The organism is Brenneria tiliae, assembly GCF_023347575.1.
In the GTDB taxonomy this organism is placed as follows: domain Bacteria; phylum Pseudomonadota; class Gammaproteobacteria; order Enterobacterales; family Enterobacteriaceae; genus Brenneria; species Brenneria corticis.
The window spans coordinates 205,578-221,737 of the sequence record NZ_JAKPCB010000101.1; the positions used below are offsets into that span (position 1 = coordinate 205,578).

Genomic DNA, 16,160 nt, shown 5'->3' on the forward strand with positions numbered 1-16,160 from the left:
TGCTGTCAAATTAACAAATATATATTTTATATTGTATAAACTTTATCAGCTATCCATTCCCATTTATTGCATATGCGGCGTGGCTATTCCGGCGGCAATCAACGGCGTCGGGAAACGGGAATGCTGGTCGCATTGAGGGCGCTATGGCACAGATAAATGACTCACAGCGGGATGGCGCAGTCACGCTTCCTGCGGCAACCGTGGACCGTCGTCCGCTTACCGATCAGGTGGCGGATTATGTGCGGGATCTGATTATTCAGGACATCCTGAAACCGGGGGATCCCATCAATGTGCAGTCGATTTGCGAAACCCTGCAAATCTCCCAAACGCCGCTGCGCGAGGCCTTGAAAATGCTGGCCGCCCAGCGTTTGGTGGATCTGAAGCCCAACAAACGGGTGGTGGTGGCGTCGCTCGATGCGCGGGAAGTGGAAAACATGCTGGTGGTGTACACCGAAATGGAAAAGCTGGCGGGACGGCTGGCGGCGCAGCACGCCACGACGGCCGATATCAAGGTGCTGCAACAGCATGAACAGACGCTGATGGCGGCGTTCGAAGCCGGCGAATCGCTGCGCTATTTCCACGCCAATCAGGCCTTTCATCTGGCGCTGGTGTGCGCTTCGCACAATGAGGCGCTGGTGGAAGTGCACGCCAATCTCAATGCCCGTCTTTACCGCACCCGCTTTAAAGGCAACCAGCTAAACCATCGCCGCGGCGACTGGCAGGTGGTGGCCGAAGAGCACGGCGAGATCCTGCGGGCGATTATCGAGCAGGACGGCGAACGCTGCGCGGCGCTGTTATCGCAGCATCTCAACGGCGCCCGTTTCTCGCTGCGCGAGCTGGGCGAATAAGCCTGTTTCTTGTCCGGATCGGCCTTGTTCCCTAAGCCGAACCGGGCGGCGTTTCTCAGCGTTTCGGCTCCACCCACACGCCGGACAGATTCCCTTCGATACCGTCGGCCGTCGGCGAGTGATCGTGCACGCGCGGGTTGTAAATGGTGATAAACAGCGGCGACAGCAGGTTGATATCCGGCGCGTCGCGCATGACGATCTGCTGAAATTGCTTAAATTGGGCGATGCGCGTCGCCGGGTCGTTTTCGGTCTGCGCCGCTTCCAGCAGTCTGTCCACCTCCGGGTTATGGTAGTGAGAGGCATTGGAGAAAGGCAGCCCGATGCGGAAGTTTTTCGACCAGTAAAGCCGCTGCACGCCTACCGTCGGGTCGTACAGGTTGGCGAACATGTTGATCGACAACGAGAAATCACGATCGGTATATACCCGTTTGGTATGGGTTGAAATATCCGCCGAGCGCAATGTTACCCTCACGCCGATTTTCGCCAATGACGAGCGGGTAAAGTCGGCGATGCGGCGAAAGGCATCGTCATAGGTGTTGTAGTCGAGGGTAATGCGAAAACGCACGCCGTCCGCCCCGCGCGGGTAGCCCGCTTCATCCAGCAGGCGATTGGCCGCGTCGATATCGAACGGATAAGGCGACGGCGCCGGATCGTGGAAGGTTTTCAGCCCCGGCGCGATAGGGGACGCGGTGACCACGCCATGGCCGAAATAGGCCACCCGCAGCAGGGCGTCGCGATCTATCGCGTGTGAAAACGCCTGCCGTACCTTGAGCTCCTTAAAGTGTGGGTCGTCCAGGTTGAATTGCAGCGCCGCCACGCTGTAAGAGTAATTGTTCCCTTTGGTTTCAAAGCCCAGCTTGCCCGCTTCTTTCAGCCGTTTGATATCGCTCAGCGCCACCGGAGTACGGTAGGCGATATCGGCCTCGCCCGTTTCCAGCGCCACCGAACGCACCACCGCATCCGGCGAGAATTTCACAATCAGCTGGTCGATATAGGGTTTCGGGTTATCCCAGTAGTTTGGATTCCGTTTGTAGACGATATGGCTGCCGCGCACCCATTCGCTGAACACATACGGACCGGTGCCGACGGGGGCGTTGTTATTGGCGCTTTTCAGCGGATCGGCGCCCGCCTGGTCGTAAAGGTGTTTGGGAATGATGGGGGTTTCCCCGGCGGCAAACGCCCTGAGCAAATAGGGCGCCGGATGGGAAAGTTCGAATACCGCGGTTAGCGGATCGGGGGTTTTGATGTCCGCGACGTTGGCGAAGGTGCTGCTGGCGCGCGGATGCACTTTTTTCAGTAGCTGGATGGAGTAAGCGACGTCCGCCGAGGTGAAATCCCGGCCGTCATGCCACTTCACCCCTTCGCGCAAATGAAAGGTGTACTTTTTCCCGTCGGGACTGATCTCCCAGGAGGTGGCCAGCTGCGGCAGCGGGTTGAGATCGTAGTCATAGGTCAGCAACCCTTCGCTGACTTTGCCGCTGACGGCGATCGCCGGCTGCGCCACCGTGGCCAACGACACCAGCGTGGACGGCTCGCTGGATAGTATCAGCGTAAGCGTGCCGCCCCGTTGCGGCGTTGTTGCCGCTGCCGCCTGAACCTGCGCCGTCGCCAGGCTTAAAGCCAGCAACGTGTATCGTCCCCAGAGAGACATACGATTGAACCATGACATAAAACCCCCTGATAAATACCGTTCCGTCCCTTGGCATCATGGCGTTGCAGCCTGACAGGCGGGCAATGCCGGTTGCGTTGGGTATCGTTGTAGTTGGTGTGTTTACGAGCAGGATTCAACCTAACAAATATATATTTTATATTGTATAAACTTAATGGGATAACGATTCTCATAAACCGCAAATGGATGGCGGCCTCGCGCCGACGGCCGGCAAGAGGCTGCCAGCCGCCGTTGGGGCGACTATTCTGGCGGAGGATCAAGTCCACCTAAGGGGGAGGAGAAGAGGCTTAAAGCTGATTGTGGGGCGCGGTGGCGCTCTGCGAAGTGGCGGTTTGGTTCTGCTGTTCGCTGTGTAATATGCGATCGTGCGTTGAGACGGCGTTTTTATCCCGGCCGGCCCGGTAGTAGTCATAGGGCAATAACAAGGTATCCGCCACGGCGGAAAAGGGCAGATCGATGACCACCAGCGGCATCATCGCCCAACTGGTGTCGTCGTCACGCAACATATCCATACTGGCGCGCGTGCCGGGATAGTAGCCCTGATCGGCTCCGGTGTGCGTCATCACGCTGGAACAACCACTGATGGCCATCACCCCGATGCCGGTGATGATGAAAGAAAATAAAGCACTTTTCAGTATGGTCATATTTCCGTCCATTAGGGAGAGCGCACCTTGACCCATTTTATATCTCATGGCGCCGGATAAGCGCAATTCCGTTGTTTACGCTGCGGTATGCTTTATATCGCACAATTTAAGTGTATGTGATAACACGCGTTTCATCGGTGAATTTTGCATGAAAAGCGCTAATTTTTCTTTCCGGCCTATTGAAAGTCTGCGCGGCGCTACCATATTGATGATAAGCCTGGGGAAAAAGATATGCCGTAAGGGTATCGATCCGGGCCGTGGACCTGTCCTGCGGGAAGGTTGATGTGAATACCTCGCTGAATCCTTAGGAGGCTGTTTTATGCGTAACCCTGACTTTTCACCCCTTTATCGCTCCGCTATCGGTTTTGATCGCCTGTTCAATCTGCTGGAAACCGGCCAGAGCCAAAGCAACGGCGGCTACCCCCCGTATAACGTCGAGCTGGTGGACGAGAACCAATACCGTATCGCCATCGCCGTCGCCGGTTTCTCCGAACAGGAACTGGATATTACCGCCCACGACAACCTGTTGATCGTAAAAGGGGCGCATGTCGGCGAGCCGGCCGCCCGCAACTATTTATATCAGGGTATCGCCGAGCGTAATTTTGAGCGCAAGTTCCAGTTGGCCGAACATATTCAGATTAAAGGCGCCCATCTGGAAAACGGTTTGTTGTATATCGATCTGCAGCGCATCGTGCCGGAAACCATGAAGCCGCGCCGCATCGAAATTAAATAACCGCTATCAGCGTCCGCGGCGACTCATTACCCGAGTAGTGCAAGAGCAGGATTAACCTATTACACCTCGTCCGCCGCATGGGGACGAACCCGGAGGCGTCGCCGCCGCCGGGAGAGATTGTCTCGCTTCACAGAAGGAGTAAACAGTATGCGTAACTATGATTTATCACCACTATTGCGTCAGTGGATCGGTTTCGACAAATTAGCCAGTTCGATGCAGGGGAGCCAGGAGTCTATCGAGTTTCCTCCCTATAACATCGAGAAAAAAGACGATAACCACTATCGCATCACGCTGGCGCTGGCGGGTTTCCAGCAAAGCGAACTGGATATTGAAGTGGAGGGCCCGCGCCTGACGGTGAAAGGCGCCCCGACGCTGTCGGACAGAAAAGTGGAATATCTGCATCAGGGGCTGGTGTTCAAGCCGTTTTCCCTGAGCTTCACGCTGGCGGAACATCTGCACGTCTCTGCGGCGCAGTTTGAACACGGGTTGCTGCATATCGATCTGGTGCGCGAAGTGCCGGAAGCGCTGCAGCCGCAGCGGATTGCCATTGGCAATAGTAGCCGCCCGGCGTTGGACCAGCCATCCGCTGAAACCCAGCCGTCCGCTGACGATAAGTCGTAATTTCCGTTCGGTCGACCCCCTCCCGGCCTCCCCCTTCGTAGGGGGAGGAGTTAAACACCCACCCCTTGGGGGAGACCACAAAGGTTTGCCCGCAACCTCAAACACTCCCGGAAGTTTTTTTGTGCTGCCCGCCACGTTTCCTGCCTTGCCGTTCTGCCAGAATCAATAACAGTAAGCGCTTATGCGCAATCGAATTGCCTGTTTTTACTTTTTTCTCAAAAAGATAGGTCCGCACAAGGATACCGGGTATGAGTGATATCGCGCTAACCGTTAGTATGCTGGCGCTGGTGGCGGTTCTGGGATTATGGATCGGCAACTGGCGGATTTACGGCGTAGGGTTAGGGATTGGCGGGGTCTTGTTTGGCGGGATCATCGTCGGGCATTTCGCCCAGCGCTATCAGTTCGAACTGAATAGCGACATGCTGCATTTTATTCAGGAATTTGGGTTAATTCTGTTTGTCTATACCATCGGCATTCAGGTCGGGCCGGGTTTTTTCTCTTCGCTGCGGGTTTCCGGTCTGCGCCTCAACGGCTTCGCGATCCTGACGGTACTCCTCGGCTGCGTGGTGACCGTTATCATCCATAAGGCTTTCGACGTTCCTTTGCCGATTATTCTGGGGATTTTTTCCGGCGCCGTCACCAACACGCCCTCGCTGGGCGCCGCCCAGCAAATCCTGACCGATCTCGGTTCCGGCGCCACGCTGGTCAATCAGATGGGAATGGGCTACGCCATGGCGTATCCGCTGGGCATCTGCGGCATTTTGCTGGTGATGTGGCTGATGCGCGTGTTGTTCCGCGTGGCGATCGACGCGGAGGCGAAACAGTTTGAGAGCAGCAACGGCACGCATCATGAACAGCTGCATACCATGAATGTGTCGGTCGCCAACGCCAACCTGCAAGGGCTGGCGATTCAGGATGTGCCGATTCTGAACCGCGATACCGTGGTATGTTCCCGCCTGAAGCGCGGCGATGAACTGATGGTGCCTTCCCCGGCGACCATTATTCAACTGGGAGACTATTTGCATCTGGTCGGCACGAAAAGCGATCTGCAACAGGCGCGGCTGGTGATCGGTAATGAAGTGGATACCTCGCTGTCGACCCGTGGCACCGAGTTACACGTAGAGCGGGTGGTGGTGACCAATGAGAAGGTACTGGGGCGCAAGATCCGCGAATTGAATCTGAAGCAAAATTACGATGTGGTGATTTCCCGCCTTAACCGCGCCGGCGTCGAACTGATCGCCGGCAACAATGCCAGCCTGCAATTCGGCGATATTCTCAATCTGGTCGGGCGGAAAACGGCGATTGACGCGGTCGCCGATATTGTGGGGAATGCGCAACAGAAGCTCCAGCAGGTACAAATGCTGCCGGTGTTTATCGGCATCGGCCTTGGGGTAGTGCTGGGATCCATCCCGTTGTTTATCCCCGGTTTCCCGGTGGCCCTGCGGCTGGGGCTGGCCGGCGGACCGCTGGTGATCGCCCTGATTCTGGGACGTATCGGCGGTATCGGTAAACTCTATTGGTTTATGCCCCCCAGCGCCAACCTCGCCTTGCGAGAGCTGGGTATCGTGCTGTTTCTGTCGGTTGTCGGGCTGAAGTCGGGCGGCGATTTTATCGCCACGCTGTTGCATGGCGACGGCATATGGTGGATTGGTTACGGCGCATTAATCACCATTGTTCCGCTGTTGATTGTCGGGGTGCTGGCGCGAATCCTCGGTAAAATGAATTATCTGACGCTGTGCGGCATGCTGTCCGGGTCAATGACCGATCCTCCAGCGCTGGCGTTCGCCAATGGGCTGCATCCCACCAGCGGCGCGGCGGCGCTGTCTTATGCCACGGTGTATCCGTTGGCGATGTTTCTGCGCATTATATCGCCGCAGCTGCTGGCGGTGCTGTTTTGGACGATGTGAAACCTTTTCCTGATTATTTTTATGGCGATGAATAGCAAGGGAAATCGACATAAAAATATATTCATTATTGTCGGCTTGGGTAATTTTTTTATCCCTGTAAATACTAAGGTTTTATATTTTGTTTACCGAAAATTGGCCAGGTTAATTTTATGTTCTTTAATTGTTGTGTGATATTGGTTTTAATATTGAATAATTTCTTAATGAAATTAATAGCTTGATAATTAACTTAATAAACCACTTTGGTAACTAAAGTAATCCTGATTTCACAGTGCGTTATAATACTATATTTCCATTAGTTACTTGATTTTATAGGGCGAGAAAGCTCCCTGACCCCTTTTTCTCGCCTTTTTTTCTGCTGATGTTTCCTGTTGCGCTAGTTAATGCCGTATTAACCTGCAGGGTGATGAAGGAAGAATAACGAAACGCCAACTCCTCCGCTCGGGACATCCGTTGTAACTTAACGAATTCCGTTTTAATAAAGAGTGGTGTAGTTATGTCTGCGAATAATAGCAGGTTGTTAAAGCTTCTGATTATAATTTGTATTGCCGGCGGGTTGTGGATGCTCCCGGTTCCTTCCGGCGTTAAACCTGATGCCTGGCACCTGATGGCGATTTTTATTGCCACGGTGGTCGGCCTGATCCTTTCCCCTTACCCCTTGGGCGCGATGGCGATGTTCAGCCTGACGTCGGTCGCCATTCTGGGGTTGTTATCGATTAAAGAAGTACTTACCGGTTTCAGCGATCCCACTATCTGGATGATCGCCTGCGCCTTCTTTATTTCCCGCGGCTTTATTAAAACCGGTTTTGGCCGGCGTATCGGTTTGCTGTTTATCAGCAAGCTGGGCAACAGCTCGCTGGGGCTGGCTTACGGGCTGGTGTTCACCGACCTGCTGTTCGCTCCGGCCATGCCTTCAACGTCGGCGCGCTGCGGCGGGATTATTACTCCGCTGTTCCGCTCTATTTCCGAAGCCTATGACTCTACGCCGGAAAAAGGCACGCAGCGGCGCATCGGCGCTTTTCTGGTACAGTCCATTTTCCAGTGCAACGCCGTGACTTCCGCCATGTTTATGACCTCCATGGCCGGTAACCCGATGGTGGCTAAACTGGCTTCCCAGTTCGGTATTCATATCAGTTGGACCGACTGGGCGCTGGCGACGCTGCTGCCCGGTTTCCTATCTCTGGCTTTGATCCCCTATCTGATTTACCGCTTCTATCCGCCGGAACTGAAGAAAACGTCGGAAATGCGCGCCATTGCGGTGGAGCGTCTGCGTGAAATGGGGGCGATGAGCCGCAATGAATGGATCGTCCTGGGGGTATTCCTGGGGCTGGTGACGTTCTGGGTGCTGGGGTCGACGCTGAATATCGACGCGACGCTGACGGCGCTGGCCGGTCTGAGCGTGCTGCTGCTGAGCCGGGCGCTGACCTGGGACGACGTGGTCAGTGAAAAAGAAGCCTGGCATACCGTGGTCTGGTTCGCCGTGCTGATGACGCTGGCGGGTCAGTTGAACAAGATGGGCCTGATCGCCTGGCTTGGCGGCCTGGCGGGCGACGCCGTGAGCGGTATGCACTGGTTGCCGATGCTCGGTCTGCTGCTGCTGGTTTACTACTATAGCCACTATCTGATGGCGAGCGCGATTGCTCATATCAGCGCGATGTATGCGATTTTCGTGTCGATTGCCCTGGCGGCGGGCGCGCCTCCGATGCTGACGGTGCTGGTGTTCGGTTTCTTCAGTAACCTGTTTATGTCCACCACCCATTACTCCAGCGGCCCGGCGCCGATTCTTTTCGGCTGCGGTTATATGCCGTTGAGCACCTGGTGGAAGATCGGTTTCCTGGTCGGTCTGGTGGTAATACCGATCTGGCTGGGCGTAGGCGGCATGTGGTGGAAATTGCTCGGTTTCTGGTAAGGCCGGAACGCCCTTATCTTTAACATCGTCGACGTCTTCTTGATGGCGCTCTCCGTCACCCCGTGGCGGAGAGCGCTTTGTGTTCGCCCGGCACGCGAAAAGCGATGAAACAGTATAAGATAACGGTGTCATGATGGTTATTCCGGAGAGCGACATGAGTAAGAAAAAAACACCGTTGAAGTTGGGAACGTCGGTGTTTCTGATGGTTTCGGCGGTGATTGGCGCTGTACTGCTGGTGGTGTACGCCTTACTGTTTTTTCGCATTAATCAGTTATCGGAGGATAACCTGCGGGAAAAGGCATTCGCCATCGCCCGTACTTTCGCCGCCTCGCCCATGGTCATCGACGAGCTGAAAGGGATTGGAAAACCGGACGTCGTGCAGAAGACGGCGGAAATTATCCGTTTGCGTAATCAGCTGCTTTTCGTGACCGTCACCGATATGGATACCATTCGCCATACTCATCCGGAACCGGAACGCATTGGCGAATATTTTTCGGGCCGCGATATTTATCCCGCCTTGCTGGGGATGGAAAACACCGCCATTAACCGCGGTACGCTCGATCCGGCGCTGCGGGTTTTTGTGCCGGTTTTTGACGGCAACCGGCAGGTCGGCGTGGTGGCGTTGGGTATCGCGCTGACCAGCGTGCAAAACGTCATTAACGAGAACCGCTGGATGATCCCCTGGGCTATTCTGGCGGGGGCGCTGGTTGGCTGGCTGGGCACCTTGATTTTAGTGAAAATACTCAAACGAATCATGCTGGGTTTCGAGCCGTTTGAGATCTCCAATCTGTTTGAGCAGCGCAACGCGATGTTGAAACAGATTAAGGAAGGCGTCATCGCCGTTGACCAGCATGCGCGCATCACGGTAATCAATGATGAGGCCAAACGACTATTTCGCCAGGGGCTGCCGGGCGGCGGTAAAGCGGCCGAAAGCGTCAGCGAACAGTGGCTGGAACATCTGCACCTGAAACAGGTGCTGAAAAACGGCGCTCCCTGGCGCGATGAAGAGATCAACGTTAACGGACATCTGTTGCTGACCAACACCATTCCGGTATTTGTTAAGGGCGATATGATCGGCGCCATCGCCACATTTCGCGATAAAACCGAAATCAGCCAGTTACTGCAGCGTTTGACCGGGATGTCATATTATGCGGACGCCCTGCGGGCGCAGTCGCATGAATTTATGAACAAGCTGCATGTAATACTGGGAATGCTGCACTTAAAGTATTATTCCCAGTTGGAAGATTATATTTTAAAAACCGCCAATAACTATCAGGCGGAAATCGGTTCGATTATCCGTAAAGTGAAATCGCCGGTGATCGCCGGTTTTTTGTTGGGTAAAATCAACCGTGCGCGCGATCTCGGCATTACGCTGTCAATCAGCGAAGAGAGCCTGTTGCCGGACACGGACGACGTTGATGCCACCAATGAATTGATCACCGTGTTAGGCAACCTGATTGAAAATGCGATGGATGCCATAGACGGGCAGGAAAATTGCGAAATCAGCGTGAGCTTTCACCATCAGGACGGGCGTTTGCACTGTACGGTGGGCGATGACGGCCCGGGCATCGCGCTGGCGGACCAGGAACGTATTTATGAGCAGGGTTTTTCCACCAAAGGCAGCGGCCGCGGCATTGGCCTGTATCTGACCAAACAGAGTTTGGAGAAGATCGGCGGAAACATCGATTTTGAGTCGGAACCTGAGGTATATACCCAGTTTTTCGTTAACATTCCTTATCAAGCAAGGTTGTTGGACCATGATTAATGTACTGATTGTTGATGACGATGCCATGGTTGCAGAACTAAACAAATCTTATCTGAGTCAGGTATCCGGATTCAGATGTTATGCAACGGTGCCCACCTTACAGCAGGCAAGAAACCTGCTGATGCAGCCGGATTCGGAAATCGATCTGGTGTTGCTGGATATCTATATGCAGCAGGACAACGGGCTGGATTTGCTGCCCACCATCCGTGAGTTTAGTGAAAAGACGGATGTGATCATTATCTCCTCCGCCAGCGACGTATATACCATCAAGAAAGCGCTGCACTACGGCGTGGTGGATTACCTGATTAAGCCTTTCCAGTTCTCGCGTTTTGAGCAGGCGTTGACGGCGTATCGCGAAGAAGCCAACTTGCTGAAACACCGTGATTTTGTCGCGCAGTCCGATATTGATAACCTGATCCGCCGCACCAGCAGCAGCCCCGCCGGCGAGCGCAAAAAACTGCCCAAGGGGTTGACCAGCTTAACGCTGCGCACCGTGTGCGAATGGATTGAGGGAAACCAGGGCGCGGAGTTCTCCACGGAAATGCTGGCCAACGCCATTGGCATCTCCCGGGTGTCATGCCGTAAGTACCTGATCTACCTCGCGGATACCGGCATTCTGGCCACTAATATTCTCTATGGTTCTACCGGTCGTCCGGTATATCTCTACCGGCTGCTGCCGGAAAAACAGGATGCGCTGCGGCAGTACTGCGAATAACGCATCGGGTGAGGGTCGTTTCCCGACCCTGCCGCCATGTTTACAACCTGTAGCCGCTCGCCTGCCGCAGCCAGGCTCCGGCTCCCAGCAGGCCGGGGTGCGGATGGGTGATCAGGAAAACCGGAATATCGGCCAGATAGTCTTTAAAGCGGCCTTTATCCTCAAAGGCGGCGCGAAAGCCGGATTCGAGGAAGAAATCCAGGAAGCGCGGAACAATCCCTCCGGCGATATATACGCCGCCAAACGTCCCCAGCGTTAACGCCAGATTACCGCCAAAACGCCCGAGCAGCGCGCAGAACAGCGACAACGCGCGGCGACAGTCCGCGCAGCGGTTTTGCAGCGCTTTTTCAGACACGTCCTTTGGCGTCAGCGCTTGCGGCGTTCCGCCGTCGGCAAGGACGATAGCCCGGTACAGATTGACGAGGCCGGAGCCGGACAGAACGCGTTCCGCCGACACATGACCGAATTCGGCGCGCAGTATCGGCAGAATTAATGACTCTTCTTCGCTGTTGGGGGCAAAGTCCACGTGTCCGCCTTCGCCGGGCACGCTAATCCATTGTCCGTCCACCGGCAGGAGATGGGCGACCCCCAGCCCGGTGCCCGCGCCGTAAACCGCAATCGGTTTATCCGCCAGGGCCAGCTTCCCGCCGAACTGGATCACATCGTTCGCCTTGAGCGTCGGGATGGCCATACTGACGGCGGTAAAGTCATTGATAATGTCCAGACGGTCAAAATTCAGGCTGCGGGTCTGTTCTATGATGGAAAAGGCCCAGTGATGGTTGGTCATCGCCACCCAGTCGCCGGCGACGGGGCAGGCAATGGCGATACAGCCTTGTTTGACGTTCAGCGCGGGGTGTTCGGCCAGAAAAAGCCGGATAACCGCTTCCAGACTGTCGTGATCCGCCACGGCATAATGTCTGTTGCCCGATATTTCACCGCTTTCCAGGGCACAGAGCGCCAGGCGCGCGTTTGTTCCGCCAACATCGCCCACCAGGGCATATTGATACATAGCGTCTATCTCCGATCGGATTGCCATAGGCTTTACCGGGGAAAAGGCCCGCTGTCTTCATCAGCTTACCTTTTCCGCCGCTTTGGCTATATATAACCAGAAACAGGGGGGGATGGTCACGGTTTCGGCAGAAAATAAACGGGCCGGTCAGCATAGCTGGCCGGCCTGACTACGGGAGATTGGCGGTTAAATCAGATGATCCAGTTCAGCAGCAGCGTAGCGCCGATCACGGTTGACGCGCCGCCGATACGGGTGGCGATCTGGGCGAAAGGCATCAGCGACATACGGTTGGAGGCGGAAAGGATGGCGACGTCGCCGGTTCCGCCCAGCCCGCTATGGCAAGTGGTGACGATGGATGCCTCTATCGGATACATATTCAGGTAAGGTGCGATGAAAAAGCTCACCAGGGCCATGGAAAGCACCACGGAACCACAGACGATGACATAGCCGACGGAAAAGACGGCTACAACGCTTTCCAGCGGGATATACAGCATGCCCAGGCCAATCATCAGCGGCCATACCAGCGAACTGGAGACGAACTTGTAAACGCTGTGCGCGCCCGTTTCCATCGTGGCGGGAATAACGCGGCTGTATTTGCAGAACACGGCGATCAGAATCATCAGCACCGGCCCTGGGATATGCACCAGTTTTTCAAACAGACCGCCGACGATGAAAAATGCGCAGATCATCAGCAAGCCGCCGCCCATCAGGTGGAAATCAACCGGTTTAGGCGCTTCGGTCACGGCGAATATCGCATTGTCTTCATCGCTGCGCACCAGACGGCCTTCGCCGTTCAGGTCTTTGCGACGCAGGCCGAGACGGGACAGGATGCCGGCGCAGAAAATGGCGAAGATGTTGCCGACGACGGCGGCCGGCGCCAGCTGCGCGACGTAGACGTCCGGCGTTTCCCCTAAAATGGCGGAGTAGGCCAGCGATAACGGCAGGATGCCTTCGCCGATGCCGCCGCCGATAATCGGAACAATGATGAAAAAGAAGGTGTGGTAGAAGCTGTAGCCGCAGAGTTTGCCGACCAGCAGGCCGGTTCCCAAGGCCGTCGCCGTACCCACCACCAGCGGAACGAACATCCGGATCATGCCCTGAATCAGGATTTTCCGGTTCATGCCCAGAATGCTGCCGACCACCAGACAGGCGATGACGAAATAGAGGAAATTGGCCTCTTTCATCAGCAGGTGAACGGTTTTCATGGTGTTGTCATTGAATAGATGAAAATACACCAGAATGGAAGGCACCATCAGACAGAGAATGGCCGGACCGCCGATATCTTTAAAAACCGGGATTTTATGCCCGATATGCGCCAGCAGGAACCCCATACTCATAATGACGGCGAAACCGCCGATCATGTTTCTCGGTAAGTACCCCGCATAGGCGGCAATAAAAACAATCGCCGCGATGGCAATAAAAAGAGGGATAGGAACGGATCCGATTTTCTTTTTGAAAATAGCATCTATAAACGACAGAGACGTCGATGTTTCTATAGCAAGATCTTTCTCGCTTAGAATATCAGCTTCAGTTTTTTTCATTGTATTCACCCTGCTAGGACAGTACGGTACAGGAAAGACCTGTGTTTATTTTCAGAAAGTAAAAAAATCCATTTTTTTGTTTTCTATTAATGCGTAACAAAAAACTAAAAATGGTAGAGGTTATTTAACGCGTATTTTTATTGTTGGTAATCTAGCATGAGGGAATGTTAAAAATAATATGTTATTTCATGATTTGTGAACTTATCAGCAACTCCTTTTTAAATAACTTATATCATTTTTTTGTAATTAAATAATGCTAGGAGCGGTGTTGGAGGAGGGTTTCGAGGGAGGAAATCAGGTCTGGCGATAAGCGTAAAATAAAAATAGCACATTATAAAAATAAGTAAATATGCGATATAGACATTAATGAAAGTATTTTTATCGATAAAAATCTAAATTATTCTCGAATCAGCGCGCAAATAATGAATATGAACACTTCATCATTGAAATTATTCATATTACCAACCAAATCTGACTCCGCCTGGCCCGCCCGCCGGGAAACGGCGGGAATGCGCCGGTCGGCATAGGTTGAACCCTGTGGCGCTGGCGGGCAATAAAGTTTTTTTATGAAGCGTAGATAGTCTATTGAAAACGGGTGAATTTTACACTGCCGTCCATTTATTGGCAGAGTTTTCACCTGCTGTTAAGGTTTTTAGCCAAAAATAGTGCTTATATCTTGGCCGGGTCATAGAGATTTATTATAGTTTTTTTAATGGTGATAATTTCTTTTCTAAGGTATTTTTGTGGTTTATATTGCTGATTTTTATATGTTGTATGAAACATAATTCTTTGTTTTTTCATAAATGCTATATTTTAATTTATCCAATCGTTCGCTCTGTGTTTGTAAATCCCTACAGCTTGTATTGACGTCACTGTGATCTGTTGACAGATTTAGGATGCCATAAAGGAAGAAAACAGCAGATGCCAGAATCATTCCACGCCTTTACCGGATGCCGTGGGTTCTCCTGCACCCTGTTCCGGGGTCTTCCTCCGTCATTTTAATTGGTGCCTTCGGGCAAGGGGTATGGGCCATAACATTTAAAAATACCGGTCCGGCCGCATGTACACACAACATCATCATCCATAATGGAGCACAAATAATGAGAAATTCCTTGGTTAAATCAAGGGTTTTGAAGCTTGGACTTGGCTTGCTGGCCATGTCTGTCGCCGCCGGATTACAGGCTAAAACCCTCGTCTATTGTTCAGAAGGCTCGCCGGAAGGGTTTAACCCGCAGCTGTTTACCGCTGGCACCACGTTCGACGCCAGTTCCATTCCTATCTACAATCGCCTGATCGAATTCAAAAGCGGCACCACGGATATTGAACCGGGTCTGGCCGAGAAGTGGGACATCAGCGAAGATGGTAAAACCTACACCTTTCACCTGCGCAAAGGGGTGAAGTGGCAGGATAATAAAGACTTTAAACCGTCCCGCGATTTCAATGCCGACGACGTGCTGTTTTCCTTCCTGCGCCAGCAGGATGCGAACCACCCTTATCATAAAGTGTCCGGCGGCGGCTATGAGTACTATCAGGGCATGGGAATGCCGGATCTGATCGGCAAGATTGAAAAAGTGGATGATTACACCGTCCGCTTCACGCTGACCCGCCCGGAGGCGCCCTTCCTGGCCGACCTGGCGATGGACTTCGCCTCCATTCAGTCGGCGGAGTACGGCGATAAGCTGTTAAAAGCCGGCACGCCGGAAAAAATCGACCTTAATCCCATCGGCACCGGGCCGTTTAAACTGCAGCAATACCAGAAAGATTCGCGCATTCTGTATACCGCCTTCCCTGGATTCTGGGGTAAAAAACCGGGCGTGGACCGCCTGGTGTTCTCCATCACGCCGGACGCTTCCGTGCGCTACGCCAAACTGCAAAAAAATGAATGCCAGATTATGGCCTACCCAAATCCGGCCGATCTGGCGCGCATGAAGCAGGATAAAAACATCACTCTGCTGGAAAAACCGGGGCTTAACGTCGGCTATCTGGCGTTCAACGTGCAGAAAAAACCGCTGGATGAGGTGAAGGTCCGTCAGGCGCTGACCTATGCGGTAAACAAGTCCGCCATTATCGAAGCGGTTTACCAGGGCGCGGGGCAGGCGGCGAAAAACCTGATCCCGCCGACTATGTGGGGCTATAACGACGATATTCAGGACTACAGCTACGATCCGGAAAAAGCCAAGGCGCTGCTGAAAGAAGCGGGCGTGGCGGACGGTTTCACCGTCGATCTGTGGGCGATGCCGGTACAGCGGCCGTATAACCCGAACGCCCGTCGTATGGCGGAAATGATCCAGTCCGACTGGGCGAAAATCGGCGTGCAGGCCAAGATCGTCACCTATGAGTGGGGCGAGTACCTGAAGCGCGCCAAAGACGGCGAGCACCAGACGGTGCTGATGGGCTGGACCGGCGACAACGGCGATCCGGATAACTTCTTCGCCACCTTGTTCAGCTGCGACGCGGCGGAAAGAGGCTCCAACTACTCCAAATGGTGTTACAAGCCGTTTGAAGATCTGATCCAGCCGGCGCGCTCGGTATCCGATCATGCAAAACGCATCGAACTGTACAAGCAGTCGCAGGTGGTGATGCACGATCAGGCTCCGGCGCTGATCGTGGCGCACTCCACCGTGTATGAGCCGATCCGTAACAATGTGAAGGGCTACGTGATCGAGCCGCGCGGCGTACACAGCTTCAACAACGTGTCGCTGGATTAATTCTCAACCCGTCATTTTATGGGCAATCTCCGGGCCTTGCCTGCGCCGCGTCGCCGACGATGTGCGCAGGCAAGGCCTTGTGCCCGTCAAATTG

General features: G+C 53.9%; 12 protein-coding genes. 8 read left to right on the top strand and 4 right to left on the bottom strand.

Annotated elements, in window-relative coordinates:
• Window positions 1–143 precede the first annotated feature (143 nt).
• Window positions 144–848: a GntR family transcriptional regulator gene (locus MFP24_RS17880; protein ID WP_249231635.1), complete on the top strand. Its 705-nt coding sequence runs from the start codon at window positions 144–146 to the stop codon at window positions 846–848.
• Between the two features lie 55 nt (window positions 849–903).
• On the opposite strand, the gene MFP24_RS17885 is transcribed toward MFP24_RS17880, so the two are convergent.
• Both MFP24_RS17885 and MFP24_RS17890 read right to left on the bottom strand, forming a co-directional pair.
• Window positions 904–2,517, bottom strand: a complete 1,614-nt coding sequence (locus MFP24_RS17885; protein ID WP_249231636.1) for an ABC transporter substrate-binding protein — start codon at window positions 2,515–2,517, stop codon at window positions 904–906.
• Between the two features lie 287 nt (window positions 2,518–2,804).
• Complete coding sequence (locus tag MFP24_RS17890; protein WP_249231637.1) at window positions 2,805–3,161, bottom strand: YceK/YidQ family lipoprotein; 357 nt, start codon at window positions 3,159–3,161, stop codon at window positions 2,805–2,807.
• A gap of 319 nt (window positions 3,162–3,480) precedes the next feature.
• On the opposite strand from MFP24_RS17890, the gene ibpA reads away from it, so the two are divergent.
• The 6 genes from ibpA (at window position 3,481) to dcuR (ending at window position 10,808) form a co-directional block, all read left to right on the top strand.
• The gene (gene ibpA, locus MFP24_RS17895) at window positions 3,481–3,894 is read left to right on the top strand and encodes a small heat shock chaperone IbpA (protein ID WP_249231638.1); all 414 of its coding nucleotides are present in this window, start codon (window positions 3,481–3,483) and stop codon (window positions 3,892–3,894) included.
• Window positions 3,895–4,041: 147 nt separating this feature from the next.
• Entirely contained in the window at window positions 4,042–4,515 is a 474-nt protein-coding gene (gene ibpB, locus MFP24_RS17900) for a small heat shock chaperone IbpB (protein ID WP_249231639.1), read from the top strand.
• Between the two features lie 248 nt (window positions 4,516–4,763).
• On the top strand, window positions 4,764–6,422 hold the full coding sequence (locus MFP24_RS17905) for a putative transporter (protein WP_249231640.1): 1,659 nt from the start codon (window positions 4,764–4,766) through the stop codon (window positions 6,420–6,422).
• Between the two features lie 493 nt (window positions 6,423–6,915).
• A complete protein-coding gene (locus MFP24_RS17910; protein WP_249231641.1) occupies window positions 6,916–8,328 on the top strand; it encodes an anion permease in 1,413 nt (470 codons plus the stop codon).
• A 154-nt stretch (window positions 8,329–8,482) separates the two neighbouring features.
• On the top strand, window positions 8,483–10,093 hold the full coding sequence (locus MFP24_RS17915) for a sensor histidine kinase (protein ID WP_249231642.1): 1,611 nt from the start codon (window positions 8,483–8,485) through the stop codon (window positions 10,091–10,093).
• A complete protein-coding gene (dcuR, locus tag MFP24_RS17920; RefSeq protein ID WP_249231643.1) occupies window positions 10,086–10,808 on the top strand; it encodes a two-component system response regulator DcuR in 723 nt (240 codons plus the stop codon). Before MFP24_RS17915 ends, dcuR begins: the two co-directional genes overlap by 8 nt.
• 40 nt (window positions 10,809–10,848) lie before the next feature.
• Here dcuR and glk read toward each other — a convergent pair whose 3' ends face one another.
• Window positions 10,849–11,817: a glucokinase gene (gene glk, locus MFP24_RS17925; RefSeq protein ID WP_249231644.1), complete on the bottom strand. Its 969-nt coding sequence runs from the start codon at window positions 11,815–11,817 to the stop codon at window positions 10,849–10,851.
• A 191-nt stretch (window positions 11,818–12,008) separates the two neighbouring features.
• Window positions 12,009–13,358: a 2-hydroxycarboxylate transporter family protein gene (locus tag MFP24_RS17930; protein WP_249231645.1), complete on the bottom strand. Its 1,350-nt coding sequence runs from the start codon at window positions 13,356–13,358 to the stop codon at window positions 12,009–12,011.
• A 1,100-nt stretch (window positions 13,359–14,458) separates the two neighbouring features.
• On the opposite strand from MFP24_RS17930, the gene dppA reads away from it, so the two are divergent.
• Window positions 14,459–16,066 (top strand): dipeptide ABC transporter periplasmic-binding protein DppA, encoded by a 1,608-nt coding sequence (dppA, locus tag MFP24_RS17935; protein ID WP_249231646.1) that lies wholly within the window; start codon window positions 14,459–14,461, stop codon window positions 16,064–16,066.
• Window positions 16,067–16,160 lie beyond the last annotated feature (94 nt).

Coding starts and splice junctions, on each gene's coding strand:
- ibpA (WP_249231638.1), top strand. CDS start 3,481: ATGCGTAACCCTGACTTTTCACCCCTTTATCGCTCCGCTATCGGTTTT.
- glk (WP_249231644.1), bottom strand. CDS start 11,817: ATGTATCAATATGCCCTGGTGGGCGATGTTGGCGGAACAAACGCGCGC.
- MFP24_RS17915 (WP_249231642.1), top strand. CDS start 8,483: ATGAGTAAGAAAAAAACACCGTTGAAGTTGGGAACGTCGGTGTTTCTG.
- dppA (WP_249231646.1), top strand. CDS start 14,459: ATGAGAAATTCCTTGGTTAAATCAAGGGTTTTGAAGCTTGGACTTGGC.
- MFP24_RS17930 (WP_249231645.1), bottom strand. CDS start 13,358: ATGAAAAAAACTGAAGCTGATATTCTAAGCGAGAAAGATCTTGCTATA.
- dcuR (WP_249231643.1), top strand. CDS start 10,086: ATGATTAATGTACTGATTGTTGATGACGATGCCATGGTTGCAGAACTA.
- MFP24_RS17880 (WP_249231635.1), top strand. CDS start 144: ATGGCACAGATAAATGACTCACAGCGGGATGGCGCAGTCACGCTTCCT.
- MFP24_RS17890 (WP_249231637.1), bottom strand. CDS start 3,161: ATGACCATACTGAAAAGTGCTTTATTTTCTTTCATCATCACCGGCATC.
- MFP24_RS17905 (WP_249231640.1), top strand. CDS start 4,764: ATGAGTGATATCGCGCTAACCGTTAGTATGCTGGCGCTGGTGGCGGTT.
- MFP24_RS17885 (WP_249231636.1), bottom strand. CDS start 2,517: ATGTCATGGTTCAATCGTATGTCTCTCTGGGGACGATACACGTTGCTG.
- MFP24_RS17910 (WP_249231641.1), top strand. CDS start 6,916: ATGTCTGCGAATAATAGCAGGTTGTTAAAGCTTCTGATTATAATTTGT.
- ibpB (WP_249231639.1), top strand. CDS start 4,042: ATGCGTAACTATGATTTATCACCACTATTGCGTCAGTGGATCGGTTTC.